Consider the following 15,324-nt stretch of genomic DNA (forward strand, 5'->3'; position numbering starts at 1 on the left):
GCCGTCCTTCCGACCAACCAACACCGCCTCAGCAGCGCCGGTGAAGGGCGTTCTAAGGATAACTACAAATCACCGCAAGCAGAAAATGACAAACTGCCGAACTTTTTTGCTGATTTTATTTTTATCAATATTTGTCAGTTACTTAGATAACAGCCGCCTAGCTCCGTCCTTGGGAATTTCACCCCCGGAGATCAAGCCCGACCCGCTGATTTCAAAGCCCCACGCCACGAGACCACTATATATAGCGAAAGCGCCCTGACACCACCACAAGAACACTCGACTCGCGCCCCGTGAGTCGACTCACTCTGCACCCGAATTGCGGCTCGGAACGCACAAGCGCTGAAGCGCCGAACACAGCGTTTTGCGCCACTCTGCTGCTTTTGGCATCCACTGGGCAATTGGCTTCCGACCGGACCGCTGGACCGCCGCATTCAAGGCGTAAAAAAAGGCCGCGAAATCCATTCGCGGCCAGCAACGATCCAGGAGAGAGTGTCGGACCTTATGATGGCCCGATCATGAAACAGGTGACATTGCGCGCCTTCAGGCGGCGACAGGCCAGATCCGCCTGCTCGCGGGTCATGCCTTGGAAGGTCGCGTCGAACCCGCGTGAACTCTGGTTCACTTTGCGCAAAGTGCCTTCCAGTGTCGTCATTTCCGACAGAGCCGTCTTCAGCAAAACCTTCTCGGCTTCGTAGCGGGTGGTGTAACGTCCGACATTGACGCCCCAAAGATGCCCGCCCGACGTGGACAAACGGGTAACGACCTCCTGCTCGGGCTCGGCCACGACTTCTGCGGGCTCGGTCGATGCAAGCACAAGGTTCTCGGGGCGCAGGGCCGGGCGCGTGTCGGCGTTCTCGACCGGAGGCGCCGTCGGCGCGATATCCGCTGCGGCGATCGCTGCGGCAATGCCGTCTTGAATACGTGCACCGTTCTTGGCGGCGGTTTCAGCCACGGCGCCGGCAACCTGAATGGCAACCCCTGCCCCAGGTCGCATCACAGGTCGAAGGCTGCGCTGTGGTGCGCGGACCGCACTGGCCAATTGGGTGGCGCCACCCAGCCCAGTATTCCCGGCATATGCCGGACGGGCAGGTTTGCGGATCGGAGCCCGAGACGGGGCGCGCCGGAATCCCATGTCCAGCAACTCGGCCACCTTGGCGTTGCGCGAAGTGCTGGATTTGCCGCCGAACACGGTTGCGATGATCCGTTTGTCACCACGCTTGGCCGAAGCAACAAGGTTGAAGCCCGCAGCGCGCGTGTACCCGGTTTTGATGCCGTCGGCGCCCCGGTAGGCTGCCAGCAGCCGCCGGTTGGTGTTCGGAACAGTCTTGATGCCCGCATGTGTCGATTGGCGTGAAAACAGGTTGTAATACTCAGGATAGTCATAAAGCAAGTGCCGACCCAGCGTGGTCATGTCACGCGCAGTCGAAAGATGGCCCGCTTCGGTCAGCCCGTGTGCGTTCTTGAAGGTTGTGCGGCTCATGCCCATGGCCTTGGCGGTCCGGGTCATACGGCGCGCAAAGGCGGCCTCGGATCCGCTTAGAGCGATGCCGATCGCGGTCGCGGCGTCATTGGCCGATTTCACAGCTGCCGCGCGGATGAGATAGCGGAATGCAATGGTCTGGCCCGCACGCAGGCCCAGCTTGGAGGGCGGCTCGGCGGCCGCGGCCTTGGTTATCCGCACCTGGGTGTCCAGCGTGATCTCACCGTTCCGCACCGCTTCGAAGGCGATATAGAGGGTCATCATCTTGGTGAGAGAAGCAGGGTGCAGCCTGGTATCGGCGTTGCGGGAATGCAGAACCTCTCCGGTTCTGGCGTCGATGACCATTGCCGCATAAGGAGCCGCAAGCGCCTGAGTCGCCAGGACAAGCGCCATCCATATCACAGTGACTACGAGCAAGCCCGCCCGCGCCGGAACTATCCGCCGAATCTGCACGATCTTTGCCTCTGTCTGCCTCGCGCCGCCGAGTTTTCCCGGTCAGCCTTTTTGATTATTTGGTCAAGGCTAACACACAGCACTGCTGAAATAAACCGAAAGCTGAAAAATCCGCGGCAGCGGCTCTGCTCGGTGGCGTCTAGATGTTGCGGCCCAACGGATGGCCGCCACCAAAACGGCGAAGATGTCAGAAAGTTGGCGCGGCTTCGTCGTGAAAATTTGAAACTGGGGCCAATCTGTCACAGGTCAGGAAATCTGCCGGACCAGATCAGGAAGATCTCCCAAATCGCGTATCTCCCGGAAACGGGGATGGCTTGTCGGGATCTCGGCCTGCTCGATCTCCCACACCAGACCGTGCGGTACGTGTACGCCCCAGCACCCCGCCTGGATCGGCGCGACCACATCCGACCGCATCGAATTGCCGACCATCATGGCACCGGCAGGTGACTGCCCCATCCGCCGAAAGACTTCGCGATAGGTGTCGGGGGTCTTTTCCGACACGATTTCGACCGCGTCGAACAGTTCACCCAATCCCGATTGGGCCAGTTTGCGCTCTTGATCAATGAGATCACCCTTGGTGATCAGAACAATACGATGGGTGCCTGCGATTGTCTCGACCGTTTCCCGCGCGTGAGGCAACAGCTCGATCGGGTGGGACAGCATCTCCTGCCCGGCTTCGATCAATTCGCGGATGACCCTGGCCGGTACCCTGTCTTCCGTTACCTCGATTGCTGTTTCGATCATCGACAGGACAAAACCCTTGATGCCGTACCCATAGTGGCGGATGTTGCGCTTCTCGGCCGCCAACAACCGCTCCATCAGATGGTCACGGTCCGCATGATCCGCCAGCAGCGCAGCAAAATGCGCTTGGGTCAGCTGAAAGAAACGCTCGTTGTGCCACAAGGTGTCGTCAGCGTCGAAAGCGACAATGGTCAGGTTTTCATCCATTTCGAATCCGCCCGGTTGCTCTTTCCTCTGGGTGGGTCGACGTTATATAAGCCCTGAAACGACCCGAAGTGTGAATCGGAAAATCTCGCGACATGATTGAAGCCCGTTGGATGATGGCTGGCAAATCGGAAGACGATGGCGACACGTCAATCCTTGTTCAGACCAAGCCCAAGACCAAACGACCGCCCTTGTACAAGGTGCTGCTGTTGAACGACGACTACACGCCCATGGAATTCGTGGTGCATGTGCTCGAGCGGTTCTTCGGGATGTCCCATGCGCAGGCCTTCGAGATCATGTTGACCGTGCACAAGAAAGGTGTAGCCGTGGTCGGCGTATTCAGCCACGAGATTGCCGAGACCAAGGTTGGGCAGGTGATGGATTTCGCTCGTCGGCACCAACACCCGCTTCAATGCACCATGGAGAGAGAGGAGTAGGGTCGCGACGCGCGCCTCTGCCCCCTTCAACCCGCTCTGATGTCCTCACGATTGTCTCTCGCCCTCGACTCGGGCCTGACCCTGTCGGAACCGATATCGGTCGTTGGACCGACGCCGGATCATGACCTGTCGGCGCTACCGAACGGTGTCGAGGTTGTTCAACCTTTCAAACCATTCCACGACCATTTCCGGGGCCACGGCTTTGCAGCTGTGCCCGAAACCGACAGCACCTGCGAAGACGTGGTTCTGTTTCTGCCCCGCGCCAAAGCGCAGGCACGCGCCATGATCCATCATGCGTGCAGCCGGGCCTCGGGAACGGTTGCCGTTGATGGTGCCAAGACAGATGGCGTGGACAGCTTGCTGAAGGACGTTCGCAAGCGGGTCGAGATCGAGGGCCCCATCGCCAAGGCGCATGGCAAGATCTTCTGGTTCAAGGCCAACCCCGACGCATTTGCAGACTGGGCCGCGTCCACAGGACAGATGGCGGATGGCTTCCAAACCGCGCCCGGGGTGTTTTCGGCCGACGGGGTCGATCCTGCTTCGGCACTGTTGCGCCAGACCCTTCCACCAAAGCTTGGACCTCGGGTCGCCGATCTGGGTGCCGGGTGGGGCTATTTGTCCTCCGGGCTGCTGCAGGATGACACTGTGCGCACGCTGCATCTCGTCGAAGCCGACCATACTGCCCTGACATGCGCCCGGACCAACGTGCCCGACCCAAGGGCACAGTTCCACTGGGCAGATGCGGTGACGTGGTCTGCGCCAGAACCCGTGGACACCGTTGTCATGAACCCGCCGTTTCACACGTCGCGCAGCGCCGATCCCGACCTGGGGCGTGGGTTCATCACCGCCGCCGCGCGCAACCTGTCCCGCTCGGGCCACTTGTGGATGGTCGCCAACCGCCATCTCCCCTATGAAACGACTTTGACTGACGCGTTTGCGCGGGTCGAGGAAATTGCAGGCGACAACCGGTTCAAGGTATTCCACGCCTCTCGCCCTCGGCGGTGAAGCCGATTAACCTGCGCCGCGACTCAGGAGGAAACACATGTCCTTTTCCATAGCCGGCAAGACCGCCATCGTTACCGGAGGCGCCAACGGCATCGGCCTTGCCATCGGCCGTCACTTTGCCGATGCGGGCGCCAACGTGATGTTCGCCGACATGGACGAGAAACGTCTGGCAGAAGAACTGGGCGAACAGGCCGACGACAGCAACGTCCGCTACTTCGCCGGTGATCTGCGCGAAAAGCTGACGATCGCCAACCTCCTTTCGGCCACTCTGGATGCATTCGATCAGGTCGATATTCTGGTCAACGGGGCCAGACAGGTCATCCCGACGGATCCGCTGGACCTGGAAGACGACTCGGTTCGCACTCTTCTGAACCAGAACCTGATGCCCGCTCTGCGGCTGAGCCAGCTTGTGGCCAAGCGGATGATCAAACAATCCGAGGATCAGGAAGACGGGCCGAATGGTTCGATCATCAACCTGTCTTCGATCGCCGGTCAGCGCGCGCATCCAGGCCTTTTGGCCTATTCGGTTTCCAGCGCCGCGCAGGACCAGTTGACCCGGTCCCTAGCAGTGGCGCTTGCGCCTCATCGGATCCGCGTGAACTCGATTGCGTTGGGGTCGGTCATGAGCGCATCACTGCAGGCCACCCTGAAAGACAATCGGGACTATCGGCGGGACATTGAGGATCATACCCCACTGGCCCGCATTGCCGCCCCGGCCGAGCTGGCCGAAACGGCGCAATACCTTGCCTCGGACGCGGCTGCGTTCATTACCGGGCAAGTCCTGACAATTGACGGTGGACGGACCCTTCTGGACCCGGTTGCCGCTCCCGCGCATTGAGCCTGACGATGTTTGAAACGGAAAAATCCACCGCCTCGGCCTGGTTTCGCCAGTTGCGCGACGAAATCGTCGCGGCCTTCGAGGCTTTGGAAGACAGCCACCACGTGGTGCCGTTTTCCGATGCCGCCGCCGGGCGGTTCGAGGTCAAGGAAACCCGACGCCAGTCCGAAGATGGATCCGACGCGGGCGGCGGGCTGATGTCTGTCATGCGCGGCGGCCGCGTGTTCGAGAAGGTCGGCGTCAATGTCTCGACGGTATACGGCACGCTGGGCGAGCGGGCACAACAGGCGATGGCCGCGCGCAAGGGCATCCCCGGGATGACCGACGACCCGCGGTTTTGGGCCTCGGGCATCAGCCTTGTGGCGCATATGCAAAACCCGCATGTCCCGGCCGTTCACATGAACACCCGCATGTTCTGGACGCCCCATGCCTGGTGGTTCGGCGGCGGATCCGACCTGAACCCCTGCATCGAGTACCCCGAGGACACGGCGCATTTCCACGCCACGCAGAAGGCGCATCTGGACCCGCACGGACCAGGGCACTATCCGCGCCTCAAGGAGTGGGCCGACGAGTATTTCTACATCCCGCACCGCAAGCGCGCGCGGGGCGTCGGCGGGATCTTCATGGATGATTACTGCACCGGCGACTGGCAGGCCGATTTCGCGCTGACCCAGGACATTGGCCGCGCTTTCCTGCCGGCCTTTCTGCCGCTGGTCGAAAAGCGGCGCGTGCAGCCCTTTACCGAAGCCGACAAAGACACCCAGCTGGTGCACCGCGGGCTCTATGCCGAATACAATCTGGTCTATGACCGGGGCACGAAATTCGGCCTGGAAACCGGGCATGACCCCGACGCCGTGCTGATGAGCCTGCCGCCGCTGGCCAAGTGGGTCTGAGACGTCAGAACCCGAAATCCATGAAGTTGTCGTAGCAGTAGTTCTGCGCTGAGGACGCCGACATGTTCTCGCCCACCCGCTTGACGGTGATTGAATAGCCGGGGGTGGTATCCACGCCCGGCGGCGGCTTCAACGAGAATTGCACGGTTCGGACACCCGGCTCGTAAGCCCTCCAGATGTAGATCCGTTGCGAACCGGGGACACCCAACTGCCGAATGGCGAAATCGCCGATCCCGCACCAGTAGTTGACAGGGGCTGACGACCCGATTGCCTTGACCTCGTACACACCGTCTCCGACGGATCTTATCTCGGTGCGGTAGGTCGGGCGGACGCCGATGCCGAACCCGACAGCTTGTGCGGCAATTGGAGCCAACAGTGTTGCAGACAGAACCAGGGCTGAAATCGAATGCTTCATCAAAACTATCCGCCAAAAAACCGGGTTGCTCCAATCATAGGCCGCCTGCCCATTGAGTAAAGCCAAACCGGGTTACCTTTGGAAACAGGCCGCGCTCACAAGCCCGCTCCGCTGCGGAGGCGACAGAAAACGAATACCATTTCAAGACTTTTGCCCGATATACTGCCGATGTCCCAAGGGGTTGAGGTCAGGTTTGAGCAGAAAATTTCCAAAGGACTGGTTTGATTTCTCTCCCGAGAAATACGCCGACTTCGGCGCGCTCTTCTACCTTGCCGGACTGACCAAAACCCACCAGCAGCGCAGCCTCGCCCAGGTTCTGTACGCGTTCGAAACGCCTTTGCGGCTGGGGCAGTATCACATCTTTCGCCAAAACGGATTCCCGCGCGGGTTCGTGACCTTTGCCGGGCTCATCCCTGAAGCGGAATACCGATATGCGGTGCAGGAAAAGCCGTTGATGGATACTGATTTCACCAGCGGTTCATCTTTCTGGATCGTCGACTTGGTCGCGCCTTTCGGGCAGACCAACCAGATGGTCGAGATTCTGAAACGCGAGATTCCGCACCCGAGGGTGCGCACGAACCGCATGGACAGCGACATGACCCGAAACCGCATCGTCGAATGGACCCGGGATGAGGCCGGCAAGGTCCACATGAAGCTGTACCGGAAAAAAGAGTTCTCGCAGCTTCTGAAAGAACAGGGTGATTGACCCTGCCACCTAAGACTTGGCGACCCGCCCGCCGACATCCTGCGGTGCCAGCGCTACGGTCTTGACGACCGCGTGGCACGGTTTGCCGGGCTGCAACGCCAGGGCATCGACCGACCGGCGCGTCACACGGGCCAGCAAGGTGCCCGCCGGTGTTCGGACCGAAACGATCGCCCCCGGACCTTCGCCCGCGCGCACGGTCTCGACGGTGCCCTGCAGGACGTTCAGCGCCGACAGACCCTCGGGCTTTCGGTCCGACAGTATGACTTCCTGGGCGGGGATGCGGATCCGAAGCGCGTCGCCAACCGAATGCGGGATGCGCGGCAGGAACAGTCGGACACCGTTTGCCGTCAGTTCCGTCAGGCCATCTTCGTGATGCGCGGCCACACTGACCTCAAGCACCGCACCCACAGCCCGCACACCTGTCGGCGCAACCGAGGGATCCGCCAGCACTTCGGAGGCCGGTCCCTGCCGCAGCACCTTGCCGTCCTGCAACGCCACGACCGAGGTGGCAAGGCGGGCCACTTCGGCCGCAGAATGCGTGACATAGAGGATCGGCACCGAGACCTCGTCTCTCAATCGCTCGAAATAGGGCAGGATCTCGGCCTTTCGGGCTTCGTCCAGCGCAGCGAGAGGTTCATCGGCCAGGATCAACCGCGGGCTTGCCAGCAGAGCACGGCCAATGGCGACACGCTGTTTTTCACCGCCCGACAGGTGGGCGGGGCGACGGTCCAGCAGGTGGCCGATGCCCAGCATCTCTATCACGTGATCGGGGTTTTCACGACGCGCGTCCCGGGGAGCGAACCACCGGCCGTACGACAGGTTCTGGCGCACGGTCAGGTGCGGGAACAAGCGGCCTTCCTGAAAGATATACCCCAGCCGGCGGCGATGCGGGGGCAGCCATTGGCCTTGCTCGGTATCGAACAGCACCCAATCATCCACCGCGACCCGCCCGGCTTGAGGGCGCAGCAACCCGGCCACGGCATCCACAATGGTGGTCTTGCCCGACCCCGATCGTCCGAACAGCACCGTCACACCCCGCGGCGCCTGGAACAGGATGTCCAGGTCAATGCCCGGCAGGCGGTGTCTTATCTGCACGGACAGGCTCATGTTCCGGCCACCCGGGCCGCTGCGCGACGCCCCACATATTCCGACAGAAGCAGCGCCCCCATGGCGATGACGATCGAGATGATGACCAGTCGCATCGCGGCACTCTCACCGCCCGGCACCTGAAGGAAGGCATAAACGGCCGACGGCAGGGTCTGCGTCTGGCCGGGAATGTTCGACACGAAGGTGATCGTGGCTCCGAACTCGCCCATCGCCTTTGCGAAGGCAAGGATTGCCCCAGCGATGATCCCCGGCAAGATCATAGGCAAAGTCACGGTGACAAAGACAAAAGGTTGCGATGCCCCAAGCGTCGCTCCGGCCTGCTCCAGTTTTGGATCAACCGCCTCGATCGACAGGCGGATTGCCCGAACCATCAGCGGAAATGCCATGATCCCGGCGGCCAGCGCGGCTCCGGTCCAGCGGAAAGCCACAACGACGCCCAGATCAGCCAACACCCGACCAACCGGGGCTTGTACGTTGAAGGTCAGCAACAACAGATAACCGGTCACGACCGGTGGCAGGATAAGCGGCAGATGCACCAGACCGTTCAGCACTTGTCGGCCGGGAAACCTCCAGCGGGCCAGTGCGTAGGCCACGAATATCCCGAGTGGCAGCGAAACGATCGTCGCCCAGAAAGAGACGCGCAGCGACAATCGCAACGCTTCGATCTCGGCGGGACCCAGCCAACCCATGGCGCTATCCGTGCGGCAGGGTGAAACCCTGCGCCTTGAATATGCCGGTCGCCGGTTCGCTCTGCAGGTAGTCGAGGAAAACCTGCGCCTCAGGCCGTGCGGTCGCGGTCAGGGCTGCGGGATAGACGATCACCGGGTGCGTGCCTTCAGGGAAAACTCCGACCACATCCACCCGAGCCTCGGCCTGCGCATCGGATCGGTAGACAACACCCATTGGTGCCGCGCCACTTGCGACAAGCGCCAACGCCGCGCGCACGTTGTCGGCCTGAGCCACCTGATCCTGAACATCGTTCCACAGGTCCAGGGCAGTCAGCGCGGCCTTGCCGTAGATTCCGGCGGGAACCGCATCAACGAGGGCCATCGCCAGATAGCCGCCTTTCAATTGACCGCTCAGATCGAAGTCCGGCGTAAGCGTCTGTTCGCTGGGCTGCCCTGCGCGCGCAATCAGCACCAGCCCGTTGCCCACAAGATCGACGCGCGACGCCGGGTCGATGTCTCCGTTCCGCTCAAGAACATCCATCCAGGCGGTATTGGCCGAGATATACAGATCGGCCGGCGCGCCCAGCTGAATCTGCCGGGCCAAAACGGAAGATGCTGCGAAGGAAACCGTAACCTGTTGACCTGTCGCGGCCTCGAATTCCGGAGCGATCTGGTCCAGCGCGGTCTTGAGGCTGGCCGCCGCGAACACCAGGACCTCAGCCGCCGCAACCCGAACCGGGGCAACCAACGCGCCGCAAACGGCGGCAACCGCAACAAGACGGCGGCATGTGTCGAACTGCATCCCCGGCTCTCCTGTTCGGACGGTCGCACTGCTTTTGGCATATCGGAGGCAGCGGGCCGCAGGCAAGGTGTATTCCCGCCGGCGTGCCATGCAGAGTCCGGAATCAATTGGTCTTTCCGGCGTCGAAAGAGTAAGCCCGGAGAAAAAGGCGGCATCCCAAACCCGCAATCTGTCGCAAACGAAATTGATGTCGCGAACTCGCAAGACGAGTCTGGGCATGAACTAAACAGGACGTACACCATGCTGCACCAAACCCCGAGATTGATCGACACCGTTCGCGCGCGGTTTGCCCATGTGGACAGCTGCCCCTTTCAGGGTCCCCGCATCTTTTTCGAAAATGCCGGCGGCGCACTGACCTTGAACTCGGTGGTCGAAACCTCGGCCCGTTTTGCGGCCATCCCGGACAATCAGGGGCGGGACAACCCCGCCAGTCACGCGTTGGTCGACATCATCAGCCGTGCCAAGGCAGATCTTGCCGTGTTTATGAATGCGCCTTCGGGGCAGTTCTTCGTGGGTGAAAGCGGAACAGAGCTGCTGTTCCGCATGATCCGCACGGCCTGCGTGAATGCGCCAAAAGGGGCAAAGGTGATCGGCAGCTCGATCGAACATCCCGCCAGCCGCAGCGCCGCGCGCCGCTGGGCGGGCCTTGCCGGATTGGACTATGTGAACGTGCCGCATAACGACGCGACAGGTTTGGTTACTGCCGCAGATTATTCGGCCCACATGACACCGGACGTCGCGGTCGCCACGATCCTGCACGCTTCGCCGGTGACGGGAATGGGAATGGACGTGGCTGAAATCTCGCGCGCGATCCGGGCGGTGTCGCCGGATTGTTTCATCATTGTCGATGGCATCCAGCACGCAGCACACGGACAGTTGGATATCGACAGCTATGAAGTCGATGGATATGCGATTTCACCCTACAAAGTGTTTTCCCGGCATGGCTACGGCATTGCCTGGATCTCCGACCGGCTGACCGCCCTGCCCCATGACCAACTGATTGACGCGCCAGCTGATGGTTGGGAATTCGGCACGCGCGATACCGGCGCCTACGCCACGATGTCCGACGTGGTTGCCTATTTCGACTGGCTGGGCGGCCAGGTGTCGGATGCCCCTGACCAACGCACCAGAATCGAGGCCGCCGGCCAGGCGATTCATGCCTATGAGACCCATCTGACCAACGCGATGATCAACGGCGTGGGCAACCTGCCCGGCCTGCGCGATATGGATCACGTCGCGATTCTGGCCGGAGAAGACAACCCCGCCCGCGAAGGACTGGTGTCGATCGTGGTCCGCGACATGCCCTCGACCGACGTGGTCTCGCGCCTGAACGCGCAAGGCATCCGAACCCACACCCGCAAGGCCGACCATTACAGCGGGAACGTGCTGAACCCGTTGGGCTTGTCCGATTGCATCCGGATTTCGCTGTGCCACTACAACACCGAGCACGAGGTTGCGCATTTGTTGACGGCATTGAAGGACATGAATCCCTGAGACACACGGCCACCGGCGCAGAAATTCTGAAAGACCCTCTTGCGCCGGCCCACCAGCTTGGCTAAATCCCTCCTCACGGGTGATTAGCTCAGTTGGTAGAGCGCTTCGTTTACACCGAAGATGTCGGGAGTTCGAGTCTCTCATCACCCACCATCCCAACTCATTGATCTTGCAATAGTTATTTCTGTGCAGGGTCTTGCGCCGCCTCAACTGGTACATAGAGGTGGTACACGATGAGACACGCGATGCCTAAGCCTGTACTGATCGGATCGACATATTATCTACGAGTTCATGTCCCACGGGACGTTGTGAAACTTGCTTCAGGCTCCGCAGTTGTTTTGCCTATTGGCGATAGTGCCTGTCAGATAAAGCTAACGACTCACGCCAAAGTCTCGCTGCGGACGAAAGACTGGCCAGAGGCCAAGAAACGCTTCGCCGCAGCTCTTGCCGCCTTAGAGACATACTGGGATTCCCTGAGAAACGGGCCAGTTAGCTTGAGCCATAAGGAAACCGTTGCGTTGGCAGGTGAAGTCGTAGCTACGTTCCTACAAGTACTGGAAGAAGAACCCGGATCACCTGAGATTTGGGAACGGGTGGCAAACCTAGATGCCCACGCCAAAAAAGGCATGAGCAATCCCTTGGCAATCCCGACACCTCAGACCAAGGCTAAAGACATTGAGTATCGATTTGGCGGGTTAGCGGATGCTCAATTGGCAAGGCGAGGTCTGATAGTGGATGAAAAGTCTCGCGACCGCCTCATTCAACGCATAGCTGTGTCCATGGAAGATGTCAGCCGGGTCAATTTAGCAAGGGCATTGGGCGACTACTCGGAAATAGATACTCTCAAGAAGTACCCAAAATACGTGCCGAAACCCAAACAACACCCGGGCGTTCGCGATGAGCACGGAGGAGTTACGTTCGACGACGTGATCGACCAGGAAGTACGTCGCCGATCCACAGGCAGAGATGCCAAACCCATGTCCTCCAGTGCAGAACGTAAGTTTCGAAGAGCCGTTGACGAGTTTGCGAAACACCGAAAGAGCAAACGAATAGACACTTTGACAGCACGACAGGCTGATGATTGGAAGTGGACCATGCTGGACGAGGGAAAGCTATCTAACTCGACGATAGCCCAGCGTTTGCAGAACGTAAGGACGGTTGTGGAGTGGGCGCGTCGTCATGCCCTCGGTAGTCTTTTCCCCGACGGCAACCCCTTGGAACTGGTTGAGCTACCGCAGCGACAAGGGGTCAACAGCGCTGATCGGACATATCGGTTGAGTGAGGCGAAGTTGGTCCTGGAAGCGGCGAGGTGTGAGACGAAGCCGGAGCTTAGATGGTTGCCGTGGATGTGCGCCTACTCGGGCGCTAGGATTGAAGAGGTTGCGCAGCTAACGCCTGATGACTTCTTCCAGTCCGCTGACGACTGGTTCTACCGGATCACGACGAAGGGCGGGAAAACACTGAAGAACCAACACAGCAAGAGGACTGTTCCCGTACACCCTGACCTCATAACTGAGGGATTGATCCAGTTCGTGCAGACGCACAGCGGCAACCCCACTCAAAGATTGTTCCCCCGGCGATCAAAAGGGAACGTAGCTGGGTGGGTACGAGGCAAGCTTGAGCTTAAAAGAAAAGACCTAGCACCCAACCATGGGTGGAGGCATCTGTTCGAAGACTTGGCATTGAGGGCGGGTATCTCGGATAGCGCGAAGACATACATCACAGGACGATCGACTGGGCGGTCAGCTGAAGGGTATGGCAAGAGCGACGCTATGCTACCCGGATTGGCGGCAGAGATGCGTAAGCTGCCTTCATTCCTGCCCCAATAGAGCCGCTGAGAGAGTCACTGAGTGGCCTTTCAGGTGCTTCAGCTGGGTAGGGTGCTGAGAGCCGCAATCGAGCCTCACAGAGTCGCTCAGAGCCTCTACAGTCGGTTTGGAGTTGGGTGCCACCATTGCAGACAAATACGTGCTGCGGGGGCCTCTCTGGGGCAACTGCAATCTGAAGCTGAAGCTTCGATGCTAGTCGCCAGACCTCCCTTGCCGATCACTTAGCCGATAGCTTTGGGGGGTAAGGGGGGCATCTGGGGATGCATCTGAAGCTAGGTAGCTTTGATAGCTTAAGCTATTGCTGAAGCTTGGGTCGTCCTCGTCGTGGAGGAAAGACCCATTAACCACATCCTCAAAGCTCAAGCTATGCCTGCTGCAGACAACTTGAAGTTTGACCACCACGACGACATTGACGCTAGTGTCAGAAGCGATAGAGCTGGCATCGGTCAGCCAAGCAAAACCGCTGCAAAAATCTGAGAGCCTTACCCATATAACGTGGTCGTCGATAGTTCCCCCATACCGGGTCTTCGGTCGTATGGTAGAGCGAAATGGGTTGCGACACGTTTACCAACTATGCCTTTGACAGAGGGTGATCGCCCCACACAGCGACGTTGAAGGAACCGGCAAATGCACATCTGCACGTTACCGAGGCTCTGAGGCGCTCTGGCGCAGCTACTTCCTACTCATCGTTGACACTGCAGCGTTCACTGTGATCTGCGTAGGACATTGCGGTAACTTGTTTTTTTCACAAGGACATTGAAATGAAATGGCGGGATTCAGTCGAACTTGCGTTACAGAACTTAGGCGGCAGCACCAGCCTTGATCGTTTGTATGAAGAAGTCCGCGCAATTCGCGTGAGCAACAATGACACCACCCCCAAATCCCTTGAAGCAGTCGTCCGCAAAGAACTTGAATACAACTCTTCGGACTCTTCGAATTGGCAAGGCGATAGAGACCTATTCTACAGCGTTCACGGGATAGGTATGGGCGTTTGGGGTCTTAGAGCGCTCATATCGGAAACTCCGCTTGCTCACGACATTGAGCTACCGGAAACGACCGGAGAAGCCGTACGGCTCGAAGTCACGACGAACCGCATCATCCGTGATACGGACATGACGAAGAAGGTGAAGGCGCTTCACAACAACGAGTGCCAGATGTGCGGGGGCTTCATCGAGCTTCCGAATGGCCAGAAGTACGTCGAGGCTCATCACATCATTCCCTTAGGCGCTCCACACAATGGGCCGGACACTCCCGACAACATAGTTGTGGTCTGCCCAAACCATCATGCCATGCTCGACTTTGGGTGTATCACTCTTTCGAAGTCACTTCTGAAAAACGCAGTCGGTCATTGCATATCTGACGCAAGCATAAGCTACCACAACCAGGCTATCTTCTTATCCTCCTAATAGCAGTACGACGGTCAGCATGTGTCCTTACGGGTATACCTCCACGTACACCAGCGCGTCTTGAAAAAAGACTGTCCGTAAGGGTTGACTTACTTCAACGTACACAATTATCAACGTACAGCACCTAAACGGACACCAAGGCGACATGAGCAAGACCATCCTTTATGCACGAGTTTCGACTACTGACCAGACACTTGACCATCAGCGGGCACAAGCTGAGGCTGCTGGGTTTAAGATTGACGAGGTGGTGTCCGACCATGGGGTGTCAGGTGTCAGTACGACGCTGCAGGAAAGACCAGAGGGCAAGCGATTGTACGACAAGCTGCGCCATGGGGATACGCTAGTGGTGCGCTGGGTTGACCGTCTAGGTCGCAACTACCAAGACGTCACAGACACGATCCGCCATTTCATCAGGCAGGGTGTCGTAGTGCAGACCGTGATCAACGGCCTGACCTTCGATGGCACCACGCAGGACCCCATGCAAGCAGCTGTGAGAGACGCGCTTATTGCCTTCATGGCCGCGACCGCACAGGCGCAAGCGGAAGCAACCAAGGAGGCCCAGAAGGCTGGCATAGCCGCTGCAACGCAGGACGGCACCAAATACCGGGGCAAGAAGCCGAGCTATGACAGGGTGATGTTTGAAGTTGTCATGGAAATGCTGGGCCAAGGGGCCGGTGCATCAGAGATCAGTAAGGTCACCGGATTGACACGCCAAACTGTCCTTCGAATAAGGAAAGACCCTGCGGCAGCCGAGGCTGGGCTGGCAAAGTGGGCAGATAAGCTCCACTGAGGACAGCGGGGCCTTTTTGTGTCCCGTCTATTTACACTGTCAGGAGTTGAGCGTCT

Annotated in this window: 15 protein-coding genes and 1 tRNA gene; 10 read left to right on the forward strand and 6 right to left on the reverse strand. The window is 59.4% G+C overall.

Features of this window, described 5'->3' with window-relative positions; genetic code table 11:
• Positions 1-499: 499 nt before the first annotated feature.
• Complete coding sequence (locus tag ACR0NB_RS13235; RefSeq protein ID WP_093963052.1) at positions 500-1,873, reverse strand: D-alanyl-D-alanine carboxypeptidase family protein; 1,374 nt, start codon at positions 1,871-1,873, stop codon at positions 500-502.
• A gap of 306 nt (positions 1,874-2,179) precedes the next feature.
• Entirely contained in the window at positions 2,180-2,881 is a 702-nt protein-coding gene (locus tag ACR0NB_RS13240) for an HAD family hydrolase (RefSeq protein ID WP_170367766.1), read from the reverse strand.
• Positions 2,882-2,973: 92 nt separating this feature from the next.
• Here ACR0NB_RS13240 and clpS point away from each other — a divergent pair, with 92 nt between their 5' ends.
• Genes clpS through hemF form a run of 4 tightly spaced genes read left to right on the forward strand, consistent with a single transcriptional unit; the run spans position 2,974 to position 6,051 of the window.
• Positions 2,974-3,315 (forward strand): ATP-dependent Clp protease adapter ClpS, encoded by a 342-nt coding sequence (clpS, locus tag ACR0NB_RS13245; RefSeq protein ID WP_093963054.1) that lies wholly within the window; start codon positions 2,974-2,976, stop codon positions 3,313-3,315.
• 39 nt (positions 3,316-3,354) lie between these two features.
• Positions 3,355-4,320, forward strand: coding sequence for a class I SAM-dependent methyltransferase (locus ACR0NB_RS13250; protein WP_480775921.1), 966 nt, complete (start codon positions 3,355-3,357; stop codon positions 4,318-4,320).
• A gap of 37 nt (positions 4,321-4,357) precedes the next feature.
• Complete coding sequence (locus tag ACR0NB_RS13255) at positions 4,358-5,158, forward strand: SDR family NAD(P)-dependent oxidoreductase (RefSeq protein ID WP_170365224.1); 801 nt, start codon at positions 4,358-4,360, stop codon at positions 5,156-5,158.
• A gap of 8 nt (positions 5,159-5,166) precedes the next feature.
• Positions 5,167-6,051: an oxygen-dependent coproporphyrinogen oxidase gene (hemF, locus tag ACR0NB_RS13260; protein ID WP_480775922.1), complete on the forward strand. Its 885-nt coding sequence runs from the start codon at positions 5,167-5,169 to the stop codon at positions 6,049-6,051.
• Between the two features lie 4 nt (positions 6,052-6,055).
• On the opposite strand, the gene ACR0NB_RS13265 is transcribed toward hemF, so the two are convergent.
• Positions 6,056-6,466 (reverse strand): hypothetical protein, encoded by a 411-nt coding sequence (locus ACR0NB_RS13265; RefSeq protein WP_093963058.1) that lies wholly within the window; start codon positions 6,464-6,466, stop codon positions 6,056-6,058.
• A 193-nt stretch (positions 6,467-6,659) separates the two neighbouring features.
• On the opposite strand from ACR0NB_RS13265, the gene ACR0NB_RS13270 reads away from it, so the two are divergent.
• On the forward strand, positions 6,660-7,172 hold the full coding sequence (locus ACR0NB_RS13270; protein WP_480775923.1) for a toxin-activating lysine-acyltransferase: 513 nt from the start codon (positions 6,660-6,662) through the stop codon (positions 7,170-7,172).
• Between the two features lie 9 nt (positions 7,173-7,181).
• On the opposite strand, the gene modC is transcribed toward ACR0NB_RS13270, so the two are convergent.
• Genes modC through modA form a run of 3 tightly spaced genes read right to left on the reverse strand, consistent with a single transcriptional unit; the run spans position 7,182 to position 9,749 of the window.
• On the reverse strand, positions 7,182-8,279 hold the full coding sequence (gene modC / locus ACR0NB_RS13275) for a molybdenum ABC transporter ATP-binding protein (RefSeq protein WP_170460748.1): 1,098 nt from the start codon (positions 8,277-8,279) through the stop codon (positions 7,182-7,184).
• Positions 8,276-8,968, reverse strand: coding sequence for a molybdate ABC transporter permease subunit (gene modB, locus ACR0NB_RS13280; protein WP_170342025.1), 693 nt, complete (start codon positions 8,966-8,968; stop codon positions 8,276-8,278). The genes modC and modB overlap by 4 nt, the downstream gene beginning before the upstream one ends.
• A 4-nt stretch (positions 8,969-8,972) precedes the next feature.
• On the reverse strand, positions 8,973-9,749 hold the full coding sequence (gene modA, locus ACR0NB_RS13285) for a molybdate ABC transporter substrate-binding protein (RefSeq protein WP_170436885.1): 777 nt from the start codon (positions 9,747-9,749) through the stop codon (positions 8,973-8,975).
• Between the two features lie 240 nt (positions 9,750-9,989).
• Here modA and ACR0NB_RS13290 point away from each other — a divergent pair, with 240 nt between their 5' ends.
• The 5 genes from ACR0NB_RS13290 to ACR0NB_RS13310 all read left to right on the forward strand — a co-directional run bounded on the left by ACR0NB_RS13290 (position 9,990) and on the right by ACR0NB_RS13310 (position 15,268).
• Positions 9,990-11,243, forward strand: coding sequence for an aminotransferase class V-fold PLP-dependent enzyme (locus ACR0NB_RS13290; protein ID WP_480775924.1), 1,254 nt, complete (start codon positions 9,990-9,992; stop codon positions 11,241-11,243).
• Positions 11,244-11,320: 77 nt separating this feature from the next.
• Positions 11,321-11,396, forward strand: a tRNA-Val gene (locus tag ACR0NB_RS13295).
• 80 nt (positions 11,397-11,476) lie between these two features.
• On the forward strand, positions 11,477-13,072 hold the full coding sequence (locus ACR0NB_RS13300) for a hypothetical protein (RefSeq protein WP_480775925.1): 1,596 nt from the start codon (positions 11,477-11,479) through the stop codon (positions 13,070-13,072).
• A gap of 761 nt (positions 13,073-13,833) precedes the next feature.
• Complete coding sequence (locus tag ACR0NB_RS13305; RefSeq protein WP_170369631.1) at positions 13,834-14,478, forward strand: HNH endonuclease; 645 nt, start codon at positions 13,834-13,836, stop codon at positions 14,476-14,478.
• Between the two features lie 145 nt (positions 14,479-14,623).
• Positions 14,624-15,268, forward strand: a complete 645-nt coding sequence (locus ACR0NB_RS13310; RefSeq protein ID WP_170369633.1) for a recombinase family protein — start codon at positions 14,624-14,626, stop codon at positions 15,266-15,268.
• The last annotated feature ends 56 nt before the right edge of the window (positions 15,269-15,324 follow it).

Source organism: Ruegeria sp. CG3 (assembly GCF_056537205.1).